The 15881-nt window shown below is 73.1% G+C and carries 12 protein-coding genes; 8 read left to right on the forward strand and 4 right to left on the reverse strand.

Annotated elements, in window-relative coordinates; translation table 11 throughout:
* Positions 1-11: 11 nt before the first annotated feature.
* Positions 12-1274 carry an SGNH/GDSL hydrolase family protein gene (locus tag MILUP08_RS20990; protein WP_039906369.1) on the reverse strand — a complete coding sequence of 421 codons (1263 nt, stop codon included), beginning with the start codon at positions 1272-1274 and terminating at the stop codon, positions 12-14.
* Between the two features lie 181 nt (positions 1275-1455).
* Here MILUP08_RS20990 and MILUP08_RS20995 point away from each other — a divergent pair, with 181 nt between their 5' ends.
* A complete protein-coding gene (locus tag MILUP08_RS20995; protein WP_007461301.1) occupies positions 1456-4791 on the forward strand; it encodes an AfsR/SARP family transcriptional regulator in 3336 nt (1111 codons plus the stop codon).
* A gap of 10 nt (positions 4792-4801) precedes the next feature.
* Positions 4802-5779, forward strand: a complete 978-nt coding sequence (locus MILUP08_RS21000; RefSeq protein ID WP_007461303.1) for an aldo/keto reductase — start codon at positions 4802-4804, stop codon at positions 5777-5779.
* 20 nt (positions 5780-5799) lie between these two features.
* Here the strand turns inward: MILUP08_RS21000 and MILUP08_RS21005 are convergent, their stop codons facing one another.
* Together MILUP08_RS21005 and MILUP08_RS21010 are read right to left on the reverse strand one after the other, a co-directional pair.
* Positions 5800-6543 (reverse strand): YqjF family protein, encoded by a 744-nt coding sequence (locus MILUP08_RS21005; RefSeq protein WP_007461305.1) that lies wholly within the window; start codon positions 6541-6543, stop codon positions 5800-5802.
* 24 nt (positions 6544-6567) lie between these two features.
* The gene (locus MILUP08_RS21010) at positions 6568-7701 is read right to left on the reverse strand and encodes an epoxide hydrolase family protein (RefSeq protein WP_039906372.1); all 1134 of its coding nucleotides are present in this window, start codon (positions 7699-7701) and stop codon (positions 6568-6570) included.
* A 62-nt stretch (positions 7702-7763) separates the two neighbouring features.
* Between MILUP08_RS21010 and MILUP08_RS21015 the strand changes: the two genes are divergently transcribed.
* The 4 genes from MILUP08_RS21015 (at position 7764) to MILUP08_RS21030 (ending at position 11316) form a co-directional block, all read left to right on the forward strand.
* The gene (locus tag MILUP08_RS21015; protein ID WP_007461309.1) at positions 7764-8786 is read left to right on the forward strand and encodes a helix-turn-helix transcriptional regulator; all 1023 of its coding nucleotides are present in this window, start codon (positions 7764-7766) and stop codon (positions 8784-8786) included.
* Complete coding sequence (locus tag MILUP08_RS21020) at positions 8783-9751, forward strand: RNA polymerase sigma factor (RefSeq protein WP_051065769.1); 969 nt, start codon at positions 8783-8785, stop codon at positions 9749-9751. Before MILUP08_RS21015 ends, MILUP08_RS21020 begins: the two co-directional genes overlap by 4 nt.
* Positions 9752-9864: 113 nt before the next feature.
* Positions 9865-10749, forward strand: a complete 885-nt coding sequence (locus tag MILUP08_RS21025) for an alpha/beta fold hydrolase (RefSeq protein WP_007461313.1) — start codon at positions 9865-9867, stop codon at positions 10747-10749.
* Positions 10750-10863: 114 nt separating this feature from the next.
* Positions 10864-11316, forward strand: a complete 453-nt coding sequence (locus tag MILUP08_RS21030; protein WP_007461315.1) for a DUF5709 domain-containing protein — start codon at positions 10864-10866, stop codon at positions 11314-11316.
* Between the two features lie 65 nt (positions 11317-11381).
* Here MILUP08_RS21030 and MILUP08_RS21035 read toward each other — a convergent pair whose 3' ends face one another.
* Complete coding sequence (locus MILUP08_RS21035; protein ID WP_007461318.1) at positions 11382-12965, reverse strand: DHA2 family efflux MFS transporter permease subunit; 1584 nt, start codon at positions 12963-12965, stop codon at positions 11382-11384.
* A gap of 344 nt (positions 12966-13309) precedes the next feature.
* Here MILUP08_RS21035 and MILUP08_RS21040 point away from each other — a divergent pair, with 344 nt between their 5' ends.
* Complete coding sequence (locus MILUP08_RS21040; protein WP_007461319.1) at positions 13310-14149, forward strand: helix-turn-helix transcriptional regulator; 840 nt, start codon at positions 13310-13312, stop codon at positions 14147-14149.
* Positions 14150-14245: 96 nt separating this feature from the next.
* On the forward strand, positions 14246-15856 hold the full coding sequence (locus MILUP08_RS21045) for a ricin-type beta-trefoil lectin domain protein (protein ID WP_007461321.1): 1611 nt from the start codon (positions 14246-14248) through the stop codon (positions 15854-15856).
* Positions 15857-15881: the final 25 nt, after the last annotated feature.

Here is a 15881-nt window from a genome sequence, read left to right on the forward strand (position 1 = left end):
GTGACGACTGTTCAACGGATCTGGGCGGCGACGGCGACGGCGGCGACTGTCGCCCCGGTGTCGTTGAGGTGCAGGGAGTCGACGTCGGCGTACGCCAGTCGCAGGGCGTCCCGGTCGGTGGGATCGGCGAGGATCCGGTCGAGGTCGACCACGGCGTCGTACTCGCCGCTGGTGCGGATCCAGCGGTTCACCTCGTCGCGTACCGCCTCTTTCTCCTGGGTGTAGCCGTACGAGCCCTTGAAGGGCGGCAGCGTGGCGCCGACGACGGTGACCCGGTGGGCCCGGGCGGCGCGGATCAGCGCCCGGTGGCCGTCGATGAGCTGTCCGGCGGTCACCACCGGCGAGGCCCCGCAGCCGAAGTCGGGGTAGCCGCCACCGTCGATGTCGTTGATGCCGATCAGAACGACCACCGACCGGACGCCCGGCTGCCCGAGCACATCGTGGTGGAACCGGCCGACGCCTCGCTCGCCGAAGCACTGTGAGTCGGCAAGCAGTTTGTTGCCGCCGATGCCGGCGTTGGCGACCGCCAGGGGGCGGCCGGTGGCGACCAGCCGCTCGGCCAACTGGTCGGGGTAGCGGTTGTCGGCGCCGGGGGTGGAGCCGTAGCCGTCGGTGTGCGAGTCGCCGAACGTCACCACCGTGCCCAGGGTGTGCGGTGATCCGGCGACGTCCACGCCGGCCAGGTGGTACCGGGACTGGCTGGTCTCGCCGGCGAACGCCGCCGCGCGGTGGTCGAAGCGGTGATCGCCCGCCGCGCGGTACGAGGTGGTGAGCCCGTCCTGGTGGTAGGTCGCCGGGCCGGTGGGGCCGGCGAAGTACAGCGTGACGGTCAACGACTCCAATGCCCGGACCGGCAGGAACACCGGGTCGGAGGTGGTCTCGGCGCCGATGGGCACGCTCGTCGAGCGCCGCTGGTCGAAGGTGACCGGTCGCAGGGTGCCGGGCCGCACCGCCGCGCCGACGGAGCTGCGGCCCACGGTGGCGCCGGTCAGCCGCAACGGTTGGCTGCCGTAGCGGTTGGACACCCGGATCCGGATGCGGGAGCCGGCCGCGGTGACCCGGACGACCTGCCGGACCGACTCGTCGGCGAAGCCGGGGACGGACCAGTTCGGGCCGAGCCAGTCGCTGCTCGGCACGGGGTGGTGGTGGGCGACCGACCAGGCCGCCGACCAGCCGCCCGGCCCGTCGGGTCCGGTGGGCGCGGCGCTCGCCGGGGTGGCCGACGCCAGCAGGAACAGGGCGGTGAGGACGGGAAGGAGGCGACCTGTCGACATCGACACGGGACTGTCCTTTCGGGAACGGGTGGGTGGACCCTCGGGGCCGTCCGCGACGGCCGACCGATGTGGTTCACCCTGCGCCGACCGCCTTACCGTTTCTTTACGGCCGGCCGGCCGGCCGACCCACCGCCACCGTCGGGGCCTCGTGCGGCAGGTCAGGGGCCGTATCCTGGCCGCCATGCGGTTCGGGGTGCTGGGTCCGTTGACGGTGTGGACCACGCACGGCGCCGTGGTCGCCGTCCCGGGGTTGAAGGTCCGGACCCTGCTCGCCTCGTTGCTGCTGCACGAGGGGCAACCGGTGCCGGCGGATCGGCTGATCGACCACCTGTGGGGTGACGCCCCGCCGACGAATGCCGCCGGCGCGCTGTCGGCCAAGGTGTCCCAGCTGCGCCGGGTGCTGGCCGAGGCCGAGCCCGGCGGTCGGGAGCTGGTGCGGTCACCGCCGCCCGGCTACCGGATCCTGGTCGGCCCCGACGAGGTGGACGCCTGCCACTTCCAGCGCCTGGTGTCGGATGCACGCGGTGTTCAGGACGTACGCGCGCGCGTCGCGCTCTTCTCGGCGGCGCTGACGCTGTGGCGGGGGCCCGCGTTCGCCGACTTCCGCGACGAACCGTTCGCCGCCGCCGCGGTCGCCGGTCTGGAGGAGCAACGGCTCTCCGCCCTGGAGGACTGTCTCGACGACCGGCTGGCGCTGGGCGAGCACGCGAGCGTCGTCGGTGACCTCGGCGACCTGCTGGTCCGGGAGCCGCTGCGCGAACGTGCGCGTGGACTGCACATGCGCGCCCTGTACCGGGCCGGACGACAGTCCGAGGCGTTGCGCAGCTACGACGAGCTGCGCGTCCGACTCCGGGACGAGTTGGGGCTCGATCCCGGCCCCGACCTGGTCGCGCTGCACCGGGCCGTCCTCGCCCACGATCCGACGCTCGCCGTACCCCCGGCGGCGACGGTCGGTCCGCCCCGCGGCGCGGCGGACGGGGTCGCCTCCGCGCGGCCGAACCTGCCGACCCCGTTGACCGAGCTGATCGGTCGTGACTCGGCGGTCGCCGAACTGGTCGCGGAGCTGGGGCACAACCGGCTGGTCACACTCGTCGGCATCGGCGGGGTCGGCAAGACACGGCTCGCTGTGGAGGTGGCTCGCGCGGGGACGTCCGCATACGCCGACGGGGTGGCGCTGGTCGAGCTGGCGGGCGTCGACCGGTCCGACGCGCCCGAGACGGTGGACGCGTTGGCGGGGCTGGTGCTGGCGGCGCTCGACGTACGGGACGCGACAGAGGCGGGCAGGGCCGTCGCGCCGGTGGACCGGCTCACCCGGCTGCTGGGCGACAGGCGACTCCTGCTCGTGCTGGACAACTGCGAGCACCTCGTGGACCCGGTGGCGGACCTGGCCGCCGCTCTGCTGGGCGCGTCACCCGGGGTGCACGTGCTGGCGACCAGCCGCGAGCCGCTCGGGCTGGCCGGTGAGGTCGTGTGGGCCGTGCCGCCGCTGCCGGTGCCCGACCCGGCCGACGGGACGGACCTGGCCACGCTGGCACGCTCCGACTCGGTGCGACTCTTCGTCGCCCGGGCCGCCGCCGCGGATCGCGGTTTCACGCTGCGTGTGGAGAACGCGGTGGCGGTCGCCACCGTGTGTCGCCGGCTCGACGGTATCCCGCTCGCGCTGGAGTTGGCTGCCACACAGGTGCGCGGGCTGGGTGTGCGAGGGCTGGTCGCCGGGCTCGACGACAGGTTCCGGTTGCTGGGCGCCCGGCATCGGGGCGTACCGCCTCGGCAGCGGACGTTGCTGGCGATGCTCGACTGGAGCTGGCAACTGCTCACCGAGCCGGAACGGGTGGTGTTGCGGCGGCTGGCCGCGTACGCCGACGGCTGTGACGTCGACGCGGTGCGGGCGGTCTGCGCGCCCGACGTCGTGCCCGCCGCGAGCGTCGCGGATCTGTTGGCCCGCCTCGTCGACCGCTCGTTGGTCGTCGTCGCGCCCCGCGAGGGCACACCGCGCTACCGGCTGCTGGAATCCGTCGCCGCCTTCGGCCTGGACCAGCTGCGCGCCGCCGGAGAGCTGCACGACGTTCGCTCCCGGGCCCATCGCTACCAGGTGGAGCTTGCCGAGCGGGCACACGAGCGTCTGCACGGTTCGGAGCAGCGCCGATGGCTGCGGCGGCTCGACGCCGAGGCCGTCAACCTGCGCGCCGCGCTGGACGCGGCGGTACGCCAGCGTGACGCGGACCTCGCGCTGCGCCTGGCCAACGCGCTGAGCTGGTACTGGTTCCTGCGGGGCCGGTTCGCCGAGGCGCGACGGTGGCTCGCGGCGGCGCTCGACTGCCGGCCGGGAGGCGGGGCCGCCGCCGGCGCCCGTGCCGCCGCGTGGCACCTGGGGTTCGCCCTCCTGTCCGGCGACGTCGCGGACTGGGCGACGCGCCACCGCGCGGTCCTGCGGCGCTACGCCGACGTCGACGATCCGCACGGCCGGCTCCGGGCGCGGTGGTTCCTCGCCTACGCGGAGGTCGACCTCGGTGACGTGACGGCCACCGGCGACCTGCTCGACGAGGTGCTGGTCGAGGCACGCGCACTGGCCGACGAGTGGGTCGTGGCCGCCACCCTGAGCCTGCGCGCCAAGCACGCGCACGTCCGGGGGGACGCGGCCGCGGTGGCGCGCGACGGCGCCGAGAGCGCCGCGCTGTTCCGTCGGCTCGGTGATCGGTGGGGGGTGTTGCAGGCCACCGAGTGGCTCGGCGCCCAGGCGGGCATGGCCGGTGACCACGAGCAGGCCAACCGACTGTACGAGGAGGGGTTGCGCGTCGCGGAGGACCTGGGTCTGCGGTTCGAGATGTCCGGCCAGCTCTGCTGGCTGGGCTGGGTGGCGTTGCAGCGCGGCGACTACCCCCGGGCGCGGCAGCTCAGCGGACGGGGGTTGCGGCTGGCCACCGAGCAGGGTTCTCCGCTCGGCATCGTGTTCGCGGAGCTGTGCCTCGCCGCCGCCGCGCGCCGGGAGGGCAGCCTCGACACGGCGGAGGCGCACCTGCGGAACCTGCTCGACGCCGCCGCGCGCCAGCAGGACGGGCCGGGGCGGCCGCTCTACCTGACCGGGGTCCTGGGCGAGCTGGGGTACGTCGCCGAGCTGCGGGGCGACCCGAGGGCGGCCCTGGACTGGCACCTGCGGGCCGCCGAGGTCGCCGCGGAACTCGGCGCCGAACAGGTCCCCTGGCAGGTCCTGGTCGGTGTGGCCGCCACCGGTGGTCGTCCACCGGATGCGGCCCGTCTGCTCGGCGCGGCGGCGGCGAGCCGGGAGGCGACGGGGCTCCCGCTGGCCCTCGCCGACCGGCCGGACGTCGAACGGGCGACCGCCCTGGCCGTGGCGGCGCTGGGCGACGAGGACTTCGCCACGGCCCACGAGCAGGGGCGGCGGCTGTCGCCCGACGAGATCCGGCAGGCCGTACGCGCATTCACGGGCGGGAACGCACACCGGCTCGCGGCGGTGTCCAGCAGCGGTCGCGGATGCGCAGCACCAGGCCGGTCGTAGCGTGGAGCCCATGAGAACCACCACTCTGGGCAGTGCAGGGCCCGAGGTCGGCGTCATCGGTCTCGGGTGCATGGGCATGAGCCACGGATACGACATCAGCGGCCCCCGCGACGACGACACCTCGATCTCCGTGATCCGGCAGGCGCTGGACCTGGGCGCCACGCTCGTCGACACGTCCGACGTGTACGGGCCGTACACCAACGAGGAGCTGGTCGGCCGGGCGCTGGCCGACGGCCACCGGGAGCGGGCCGTCCTGGCGACCAAGGTCGGGCTGGTGGCCACGTCCCCGACCGGAGGCCCCGGCAACTCACCGAAGATCGGCAACAACGGCCGGCCGGAGCACATCCGCGCGGCGATCGACGACAGTCTGCGCCGCCTCGGTACCGACCACGTCGACCTCTACCAACTGCACCGCGTCGACCCCGAGGTGCCCATCGAGGAGTCCTGGGGCGCGATGGCGGAGGTCGTCGCGGCGGGCAAGGCGCGGCAGATCGGCCTGTCCGAGGTGTCGGTGGACCAGATCGCGCGGGCGCAGGCCGTGCACCCGGTGGCGTCGGTGCAGTCCGAGCTGTCGCTGTGGACCCGGGACCCGCTGGCCGAGGTGCTGCCCTACTGTGTCGCGCACGGCATCGCCTTCCTGCCGTTCTCCCCGCTGGGCCGAGGTTTCCTGACCGGCCGGTTCACGTCGTTCGACGACCTGCCGGCCGACGACTTCCGTCGCGGCCTGCCGCGCTTCCAGCAGGACGCGCTGCGGGCCAACCTGGCCATCGTCGCCCGGGTCCGGGAGGTCGCCGACCGGGCGGGCGTCACACCCGCGCAGGTCGCGCTCGCGTGGGTGGTCGCCCAGGGCGAGCGGGTCATCCCGATCCCCGGCACCAAGACGCCGAAGTACCTGGTGGACAACTGCGCGGCCGGCGACGTGCGGCTCGGCGCCGACGACCTGGCCGACCTCGACGCGCTGCCCACCCCCGAGGGCGGTCGCTACTGACCGATCCGGCGGCCCGGCGCTCAGCCGGGCCGCCGGGCCGGCACCGGTGCGCCGAACCGGACCCCGACGCCGGGCGAGTAGAGCACGCTGACCGGCGGCCCGACCGGCGCCGGTAGCCCGGCGGCGACGACCAGTTCGTCGTCCAGGTGCAGCAGCTCGGCCCGGTGCAGCGGCCAGCGGGGGTGCCAGTTCGGCAGGTGCAGCGTGCGCCCGTACGCCCGGGTGTGCAGCCCCCACCGGGCGGTGACGAAGTGTTCCAGGGGGGTGGGGTCGGCGATCGGCTCCCCCACCCGGACCGCCAGCCGGCTCGTCGTACCCGCCGGGCCGGGCCACCGACGCCGGCACCGGTAGGTGAGGCGGTCGCCGTCGCGGTCCAACCGCATCCGCGACCAGAGGTACGGCAGACGCAGCGTCGCCCGCGCCACCAGCACCGGCACCAGGCGGGACGCGTCGAGCGAGCGGAACACGACGGCCCGTCGGCCGGTGTCGTCGACCGAGTAGAGCCGGACGTTCGTCTCGGCGAAGGTGCCGAAGTACGGCACACCGGGACCGCGGCCGAAGCCCAGGCCGACCATCCGGAAGCCGATCAGGCCGACGTAGCTGACATCGTCCAGCGTGTCCGGGTGGGTGCCGGCGGGCAGCAGCGGCGCGACGGTCTCCGGGTCGACGGCCCAGTGCAGGAAGGTGAGGTCCTCCCAGCGCTGCCGCAGGAGCGCCCAGGGGAACGCCTGCCGGGGCGCGTGGTCGACCGGTTCGATGTCCACACCCTCATCCTGAACCAGGGCCGGTCATCGTAGGCTCCGGAAGAAGGCCCTGATGTCCGCCGCGTGCGCCAGCGGCTCGTCCATCGCCACGAAGTGGCTGCCCGGATTGCCCTGGGGCCAGTGGACGATGGTGTTGTCCCGTTCGGCGAGGCGGCGCATCAGCGGGGTTCCGCCGCCGTAGACGCCCGACGGCACCCGCCGCTGCCCCTGGGGCCAGGCGAAACCGCCGTCGTCGGCGATGGTGAGCCGCTCGTACATGGGCCACGAGGAGGTTCCCGAGGTGCCGGTGAACCAGTAGAGGCTCACGTTGGTGAGCAGCTGGTCCCGGTCGATGGCCTGCTCCGGTGTCGGTACCGTCACGGTGAACTCCTTGAACTTCTGCATCATCCAGGCCAGCAGCCCGACCGGCGAGTCCGTCCAGGCGTACGCGAAGGTCTGTGGCGCGGCCCGCAGCAGCGCGTGATGGTCCACGCCGCCGCTCATCCACCGCTGCATCTGTTCCCACTCGGCGCGTTCCGCCTCGCTCAGGTCCGCGACGTCGGCGGCGGTCGGAAAGCCGAAACCACCGTCGATGTGCACGCCCACCACCTGCTGCGGAGCCACCCTCGCCACCGCGGGCGCGACGTACGCGCCGAGGTCGCCGCCCTGGGTGCCGTAGCGGTGGTAGCCGAGGCGGCCCATCAGCTCGGCCCACATGCGAGCGAGCCGGTCGATCGTGAACCCGGCCGGTGGCGCCTGCGAGAAACCGAAGCCGGGCACCGACGGCGCCACCACGTGGAACGCCTGCGCGGGATCCCCGCCGTGGGCACGCGGGTCGGTCAGCGGGCCGATCAGCTCGGTGAACTCGACCACGGAGTTCGGCCAGCCGTGCGTCAGCAGCAACGGCAGCGCGTCGGGTTCCGGCGAGCGGACGTGCAGCAGGTGCACCTCCAGGCCGTCGATCTCGGTGACGAGCTGGGGAAAGTTGTTCAGGCGTGCCTCGTGCGCCCGCCAGTCGTAACCGTGCGCCCAGTGCTCGGTCAGCTCGCGCAGGTAGTCCACCGGCACCCCCCGGTCCCAGCCGGTGCCGGGCAGCGAGCGGGGCCACCGGGTGCGAGTGAGCCGGTCCCGCAGGTCGTCGAGGTCCGACTGGGGGATGTCGATGCGAAATGGCGTCATGCCGGAAACGCTAGGGCCGATGTAGGTCAGGAACTGGCACACATCGCTGGCATTGTGGAGCCATGTCCGACACCCCCGCCCGACTGCTGGGCCTGCTGTCGCTGTTGCAGACCCCCCGGGAGTGGCCTGGTAGTGAGCTGGCCACCCGGCTCGGCGTCAGCCTGCGCACCGTCCGCCGCGACGTGCAGCGGCTGCGCGACCTCGGCTACCCGGTGCAGGCGACGATGGGCGTGATCGGCGGGTACCGCCTGGTCGCGGGCAAGGCGATGCCGCCGCTGTTGCTCGACGACGAGGAGGCGGTCGCGATCGCTGTCGGTCTGCGTACCGCCGCCGGTCACGCGGTGGCCGGCATCGAGGAGGCCTCGGTACGGGCGCTGGCGAAGCTCGAGCAGGTGCTGCCGTCCCGGCTGCGTCAGCGCGTCGGCGCACTGGGGGCGGCCACCGAACCGCTGCTCACCTGGGGTCGGCCGACGGTCGACCCCGAGCACCTGAGCGCCCTGGCCGCCGCCGTCAACAGCCGCGCGCAACTGCGGTTCACCTACCGCCGTCGCGACGGCCTGGACGGCGAACGGCTCGTCGAGCCGTACAAGCTGGTGTCGGCGGGCCGGCGCTGGTATCTGGTGGGCTACGACAACGACCGCGACGACTGGCGGATCTTCCGGGTGGACCGGATCACCGACCAGCGGCCCACCCGGACCCGGGTCGCCGCCCGGCAACTGCCCGCCTCCGACGCTGCGTCCTTCATGGCGGAGAAGCTGCTCGAGCTGACGCCTGTCTACCGGGCGGTGGTGACGCTGCACGCGCCGGTCGAGCGGATGGCCGGCCCGCTGGGCGGCGCCGGGGCCGACCTGGAGCGGATCGACGACACGTCGTGCCGGTTGCGCAGCGACGCCGACACCCTGGAGTGGCTGGCGTGGCGCCTGCTGACCCTCGGTTGCGACGTCGAGGTGCACGAGCCGCCGGAGTTGATCGCATACCTGCGGCAGATCGGCGCCCGAGCCACCCGGGCGGCCGGCCCGCAGGCTGCGGAGAAGGGCCGCCCCACCCTCGGCGAGGGCACGCCAGCTCGCCGTACGCTTGAGTGAGCAGAAGCGTTCAGAACAGGCGGTTCGGGGAGGAACTGGGCGTGACGCAGGGTGACGCGGGGCTGGTGGCACTCGCGCAGGCGGGCGACGCGGGGGCGCTCGGTGTGCTGCTGACCCGACACGAGGCCGGGATGCGGGCCGTCGCGCTGAGCATGCTCGGTTACGGACCGGACGCCGAGGACGCGGTGCAGGACGCCCTGGTGACGGCGCTACGGCGCATCGGCGAGGTCCGCGATCCGGCCGCCGTCGGCCCGTGGCTGCGCACGATCGTCCGCAACAACGCGCGGATGGCCCTGCGCGGGCCGCGCCCCGTTCCGGTCGCCGAGCCGGACTGGTTCGCCCAGCCCGCCACCAGCCCCACCCCCGAGGAGGCCCTGGACTCCGCCGCGATGCGCGACTGGGTGTGGCACGCCCTCGGGGAGCTGTCCGAGCCCGACCGGCTGGTCACCCTGCTGCGCTACTTCAGCGACGCCTCGTCGTACGAGCAGATCGCGGCCGTGTGCGGCGTGCCGGTCGGCACCGTCCGCAGCCGCCTCAGCCACGCCCGCCGGGCCCTCGCCGGTGGTCTGCGGACGGCGGCGACCGCCGCGCACGCCGACGTCCGCGCGGCCGGCGACGCCCGCTGGCGCGAGGGCCGCGACATGATCGACACGGCGATGCGGGGCGACTTCGACCGGGTCGTGCGGGAGAGCTGGTGGCCGGACGCCGAGATGGTGGTGCCGGGCGGGCGACGCGGTGGCCGCGACCTGGCGATCCGCGGCATGACCAGCGACCTGGAGGCCGGGATACGCCAGCGGCTGCGCAACGTGGTCGCCAGCGGCGACGTGCTGATCTGGGAGACCGACCTGATCAGCCCGCCGGACGATCCGGAGCACTGCCCGCCGGCGGCGCTGTGGCTGCAGCAGCTGCACGAGGGGCGGGTACGCCGGTTCACCCTCTTCCACCCCGTCGCGGCGCCGCTCTGAGAAAACGTCGCCGACCCAGCGAACTTTCCCCTCGACCCGTGCATCTGGTTCGTGCCAGTCACCAGCCGCGCGGCGGACACCCGCCGCACGGGTCACGAATCGGGAGATAACTCATGGGTTCCACCAGCCACGACGTCGACGCCCTCGCACCGGGTACGCACACCTTCACCGTTGACGGCGTCGAGCAGGTCTACCACGTCGCCGGCTCCGGCCCGGTGTGCGTGGCGCACTCCGGCGGCCCCGGCATCGAATGGGCCTACCTGCGGGCGCCCGGCCTCGAGGAGCACTTCACGATGGTCTACGTGGAGCCGGTCGGCACGGGCGCGTCGGGGCGACTCGACAACGCCGACTACTACCGCCTCGTCACGTATGTCCGGTTCCTCGACGCCGTCGTCGCGCACCTCGGCGAGCCCCGGGTGTACCTCCTCGGCCACTCGTACGGCGGCTTCGTCATTCAGCGGTACGCCCTGGACCACCCGGACCGGGTCGCCGGCCTCGCCCTGTACGACACGTCACCCGTCACCGGCGCCGACTTCTGGGCCGAGGCGATGGCCAACCTCGCCGCGTACCCGCAGCGGCACCCGGACCGGCCGGAGGCGGCGGAGATCCCGGCCGCCTTCGCGCAGATCGGCGCCGCCACCGACGACGAGTCCCTGGGCACCGCCCTGCGCGCCGCCCTTCCGGTGTACTTCGCGGACTTCTGGTCCCGGCAGGCCGAGTTCGCCCCGTTCCAGGCGGCCGTGCGGATCTCGGCGGCGCCGGCCGGCGCGCAGGATCCGACGCCCTTCGACGTGCGCGACCGGCTCGGTGAGATCACCGTGCCGGCCGTGGTGATCGTCGGCGCGTACGACTTCATCTGCGGCCCCCGCTACGCCGAGGAGCTGCACGCCGGCCTCAAGGACTCGCGCCTGGTGGTGCTCAAGGACAGCGGGCACTTCGCGCACATCGAGCAGCCGGCGGAGTTCACCGAGGCCGTGGTGGAGCTGCTGAAGCGGTGACGCTCGCGCCGCCCCCGAGGTCCGTTCGTCACAGCGGGCAGGCCTCGGGGGGCGGCGGCGTTGCACAGTCCTAGGCTTGGCACTTCGCTGCGCCGTGACGAAGGAGAAACAGCCGTGAGCCAGACGGATTCCGTCGACGAGTGGAACGTGGCCGAGGACGACGGCGTGCTGGACGCCTCCGACACCCTCGACGACGACCGCGTCGGCGACCCCCTCGACACCGGCATCGTCGCCGCGGACCACTGGACGGCGGCGAACCGGTTCGGCACCACCCCCGCCGAGGAGCGGGCGGGTGAGTCGTTGGACCAGTACCTCGCCCAGGAGGAGCCGGACGTCGACCCGTACGCCGAGGGCGGCGACGACGAGGACGAGCTGACCCGCCGAGGGTACGAGACCGAGGCGCGCGCGGGCCGTCTCGTCGAGTACGACGAGGGCGTCCGCGAGGACGACGAGGCCGAGTCGGTGGCGTGGGACGCCGGGATCGACGCGGGCGCCGCCAGCGCCGAGGAGGCGGCGGTCCACGTGATCGAGGACCCCGACGGCCCGGGTGACGGTCCGCTGCGCTGACCGACGCACCGCCGCGCTCGACACCACGAGGGGCGTCGAGCGCGGCGGGTGATCGAGCGTGTCGGTCAGTGGATGACGACGGGCGTCCTGGCCTGCGCGGACTCGTCGTCGCCGAGCGGCTGCGCGGGCGTGCGCCGGCGCGGCAGCAGGGCGGCCGGGATGAACGTGGCCAGCACCAGTGCGAACGCCACCCAGAACGTGTGGGCGAACGACCTCGCGGCGAAGTCGAGGCCGCGCTCGATGATCGACGGGTCCACCGGCATCTGCTGGAGGATTTCCGGCCGCTGCTGGGCGGCGATGGCCAGCCCGGCCTCGGTGATCGGCTTGCCGCTCGGGTCCACCGCGCCGGGGATCGGCCGGGAGCCGTTCAGCTCGTTGGTGAGGATCACCGACATCACGGCGGCGCCGATCGAGCCGCCGATCTGCTGGAGGATGTTGACGAGCGTCGAGCCACGCGCCACCTCCTGCGCCTGCAACGTCCGCAGCGCCGACGTCATGATCGGCATCATCGTGCCGCCCATGCCCAGGCCCATCACGAACAGCGAGCCTTCCAGCAGCCAGTACGAGGTCTGCGGGTCGACCTGGGTGAAGCCGAAGAACCCGACGACGATCAGCGCCAGCGCGAACGGAACGGTACGACCGATCGGCACCCGGTCGGCCAGAATGCCGGCGATCGGCATGGTGATGACCGCGCCGATGCCCTGGGGCGCCATGAGCAGACCGGCGGCCAGCGTGGTCTCGCCGCGCACCTGCAGGAAGTAGCTCGGGAACAGCAGGCCGGCACCCATGAACGCGATGATGAACACGAACAGCGTCACCGAGGCGATGGTCAGGCTGCGGTTGCGGAACAGCCGCAGGTCGAGCAGCGGGTGCCGGGGCTTGAACGAGTAGAGCACGAACGCCACCACCAGCGCGCCACCGACAAGCATCGGGGCCCACACCTTGGCCGCGGAGAAGGTGCCCGCCTCCGGCAGCGACGAGACGCCGTAGAGGAAGAGCGCGAGACCCGGGGACAGCATCAGCATGCCGAGGAAGTCGAAGGACTCCGACGGCTCGGGGGCGTCCTTCGGGAGCGCCATCTGCGCGTAGATGAGGGCGACGACACCGATCGGCAGGTTGATCAGGAAGATCCAGTGCCAGCTCGCGGTGTCGATCAGCCAGCCGCCGAGGATCGGGCCGCCGATCGGGCCGAGCAGCATCGGGATGCCGAGGACGGCCATCAGCCGGCCGATCCGGTGCGGCCCGGCCGCCCGCGTCATGATCGTCATGCCCAGCGGCATGAGCATGCCGCCACCGAGGCCCTGCAGGACGCGGTAGCCGATCAGCTCGCCGATCGAGTCGGCGGTGGCGCAGAGCCCGGACCCGATCGTGAACAGGGCGAGCGCCACCATGTAGAGGCGTTTGGTGCCGAACCGGTCGGCCGCCCACCCGCTGAGGGGGATCACCGTGGCCAGGGCGAGCGTGTAGCCCGTCATCGTCCAGGCCACGCGGGCGTAGGACGCGTCGAACTCGGTCTGGAACGTGGGCAGCGCGACGCTGACCACCGTCACGTCGAGGATCGACATGATCGCGCCAAGGACGACGACACCCGCCACCTTGAGCACCGCGGCGTCGAGCTTGTCCGATGTCGCGACGGATTGCTGTGTCACAAACTCTCCTGAGGTCGGTTGATCCGGCGGATGGTGGGCGGTGGCGTATGCCGCGCCGACCAGGCGCGGGACGCGACGTGCCGGGGCGGCGACGCGCGGAGGCAGACTATCCGTGGACTGTGACGGTCTGCCGCCGGATTTCGTGACGACCGCGTGGCGGAACCGATCGGCCCCCCGACGGGAACCGGTCGTCGGGGTGTCGATCAGCCGACGGACCGACTCGGCGCGCGCACCCGCGCCGACCGCCGCCGCCGGCCCCGGCGACGGCCCCCGGAACAACGCGGCCGGGGCCGGCTGTTGCACTCGAGGTGCCGATCCACCTGCGGGTGGGAGGAGGAGTCACAGTGAACCGCCCACAGCTCGCCAGCTTCCTCCGCACCCGACGCGAGGCGCTCCAACCCGAGGACGTGGGTCTGCCCCGAGGTCAGCGCCGACGCACCGGTGGTCTCCGGCGCGAGGAGGTCGCCGCGTTGAGTGGTATGTCCACCGACTACTACAGCCGGCTGGAGCAGCAGCGCGGGCCGCACCCCTCCGAGCAGATGCTTGCCGCCCTCGCCCGCGGCCTGCGGCTGTCGCTCGCCGAACGGGACCACCTGTTCCGACTCGCCGGTCACGCCGTCCCGCACCGCGCCGTCCGCGCCGACCACGTCAACCCGGGGATGATGCGCATCCTGGACCGGATGCACGACACCCCCGCCCAGGTGGTGAACCACCTCGGGGAGACCCTGGCGCAGACCGCACCGGCCATCGCCCTGCTCGGCGACGAGACCCGGCACACCGGACTGGCGCGCAGCGCGCACCACCGCTGGTTCACCGACCCGGCAGCGCGACAGCTGCACCCCGGCGAGGACCACGAGACGCAGAGTCGACTTCTCGTGGCGCACCTGCACGAGTCGTACACCCGCGACGGCCGGGGCTCGCGGGCCGCGACGCTCGTCGACGACCTGCTGGCCCGCAGCCCGGAGTTCAGCCGCCTGTGGCAGGAGCACCCGGTGCCCGGCGGCTACTGCCCCGTGAAGCGCTTCCTGCACCCCGAGGTGGGGGCGCTGGAGCTGCACTGCCAGACGCTCGTGGATCCCGACGCCTCCCAGACGCTGTTGGTCTTCACCGCCGCGCCGGGGTCGGAGAGCGACGAGAAGCTGCGCCTGCTGTCCGTCATCGGCGGCCAGCTCGTGCGCCCCTGAGCGCATCCGGCGCGGCGAAGACATTGATATCGATGGGTGCGACTGTAATGATTAACACACTTTACAGTTGTCTTCGCCGCCCGGAAGGACCCCGACATGGCGCGACGATTGGCCGGGCCCACGCCCCGCCGCCCCCGTATCAGGTTGGCCGCCACGCTCGCCGCGGCCCTGCTCGCCGTGCCGACCGGCCTGTTCGTCGGCGCCTCCGCCGCGACGGCCGCCGCCACCGGCGCCATCACGGGGTACGGGGGCAAGTGCGTCGACGTGGCCGCCGCGAACCCGGCCAACTCCACCCCGGTGCAGCTCTACACCTGCAACGGGTCCACCGCCCAGCAGTGGACGGTGGCCGACGACGGCACCATCCGAGCCCTGGGCAAGTGCCTCGACATCGCCGCCGCCAGCACCACAAACGGCGCCCGGGCGCAGATCTACGACTGCAACGGCACCGCCGCGCAGCAGTGGTCGTCCAGCGCCGGGCAGGTGGCCAACCCGACCTCGGGCAAGTGCCTCGACGCGACCGGCCCCAGCTCCGCCGACGGCACGCCCTTGCAGATCTGGAGCTGCACCGGCAGCGCCAACCAGCTCTGGACCCTGCCCAGCGGTGGCACCACTCCCCCGCCGTCGACCGGCTTCACCCACCCCGGGGTGCTGGTCAGCCGCGGCCAGCTCGACTTCGTCCGGGGACGGGTGCAGGCGGGCGCGCAGACCTGGGCAGCGGCGTACAGCCAGATGATGAGCAGCCGGTACGCGTCGCTGTCGCGCACCCCGGCGCCCCGTGCCGTCGTCGAGTGCGGCTCCTACTCCAACCCGAACAACGGCTGCACCGACGAGCGCGAGGACGCGATCGCGGCGTACACCGACGCGCTCGCCTGGTACCTCACCGGTGACTCCCGGTACGCGCAGAAGGCGATCCAGATCATGGACGCCTGGTCGGCGACGATCACCTCGCACACCGGCAGCAACGGGCCCCTGCAGACGGGCTGGGCGGCCTCGACCTGGCCCCGTGCCGCCGAGATCATCAAGTACACCTACGGGAGCTGGCCCAACGCCAACCGGTTCGCCACCATGCTGCGCAACGTCTACCTCCCGGTGGTCCGCAACGGCTCGAACAGCAACGGCAACTGGGAACTGACAATGATGGAGGCCGCCGTCGGCATCGCCGTCTTCCTGGAGGACCGCACCGCCTACGACGCGGCGGTCACCCGCTTCCTCAACCGCGCCCGCGCCTTCGTCTACCTGCCCAGCGACGGCGCGCTGCCGTACACGGTGCCCGGCAGCGGCCTGGACACCAGCTCGGAGATCATCGGCTACTGGCAGGGCCAGTCCACCTTCGTCGCCGGCCTCGCCCAGGAGACCTGCCGGGACTTCGTCCACACCGGGTACGGGATCTCCGCCATCTCGCACGTCGCGGAGACCTCCCGCATCCAGGGCCGCGACCTGTACCCGCAGGTCGGCGAGCGGCTGCGGCAGGCCCTCGGCTTCCACTCGCGCTACCAGCTCGGCGAGGCGGCACCGTCCTGGCTCTGCGGCGGCACCCTCACCCGGGGCCTCGGCCCGATCACCGAGGTCGGCTTCAACGCGATGGCCAACCGGCTGGGAAACGTCATGACCAACACGCAGACCCTCACGCTGCAACAGCGACCCGCCGGCACCAACAACCTCTTCGTCGCCTGGGAGACGCTCACCCACGCCAGCAACCCCAACTGACCGCGCCGGCCCGGCGACCCGCCTG

This window comes from Micromonospora lupini str. Lupac 08 (assembly GCF_000297395.2).
Classification (GTDB): domain Bacteria; phylum Actinomycetota; class Actinomycetes; order Mycobacteriales; family Micromonosporaceae; genus Micromonospora; species Micromonospora lupini.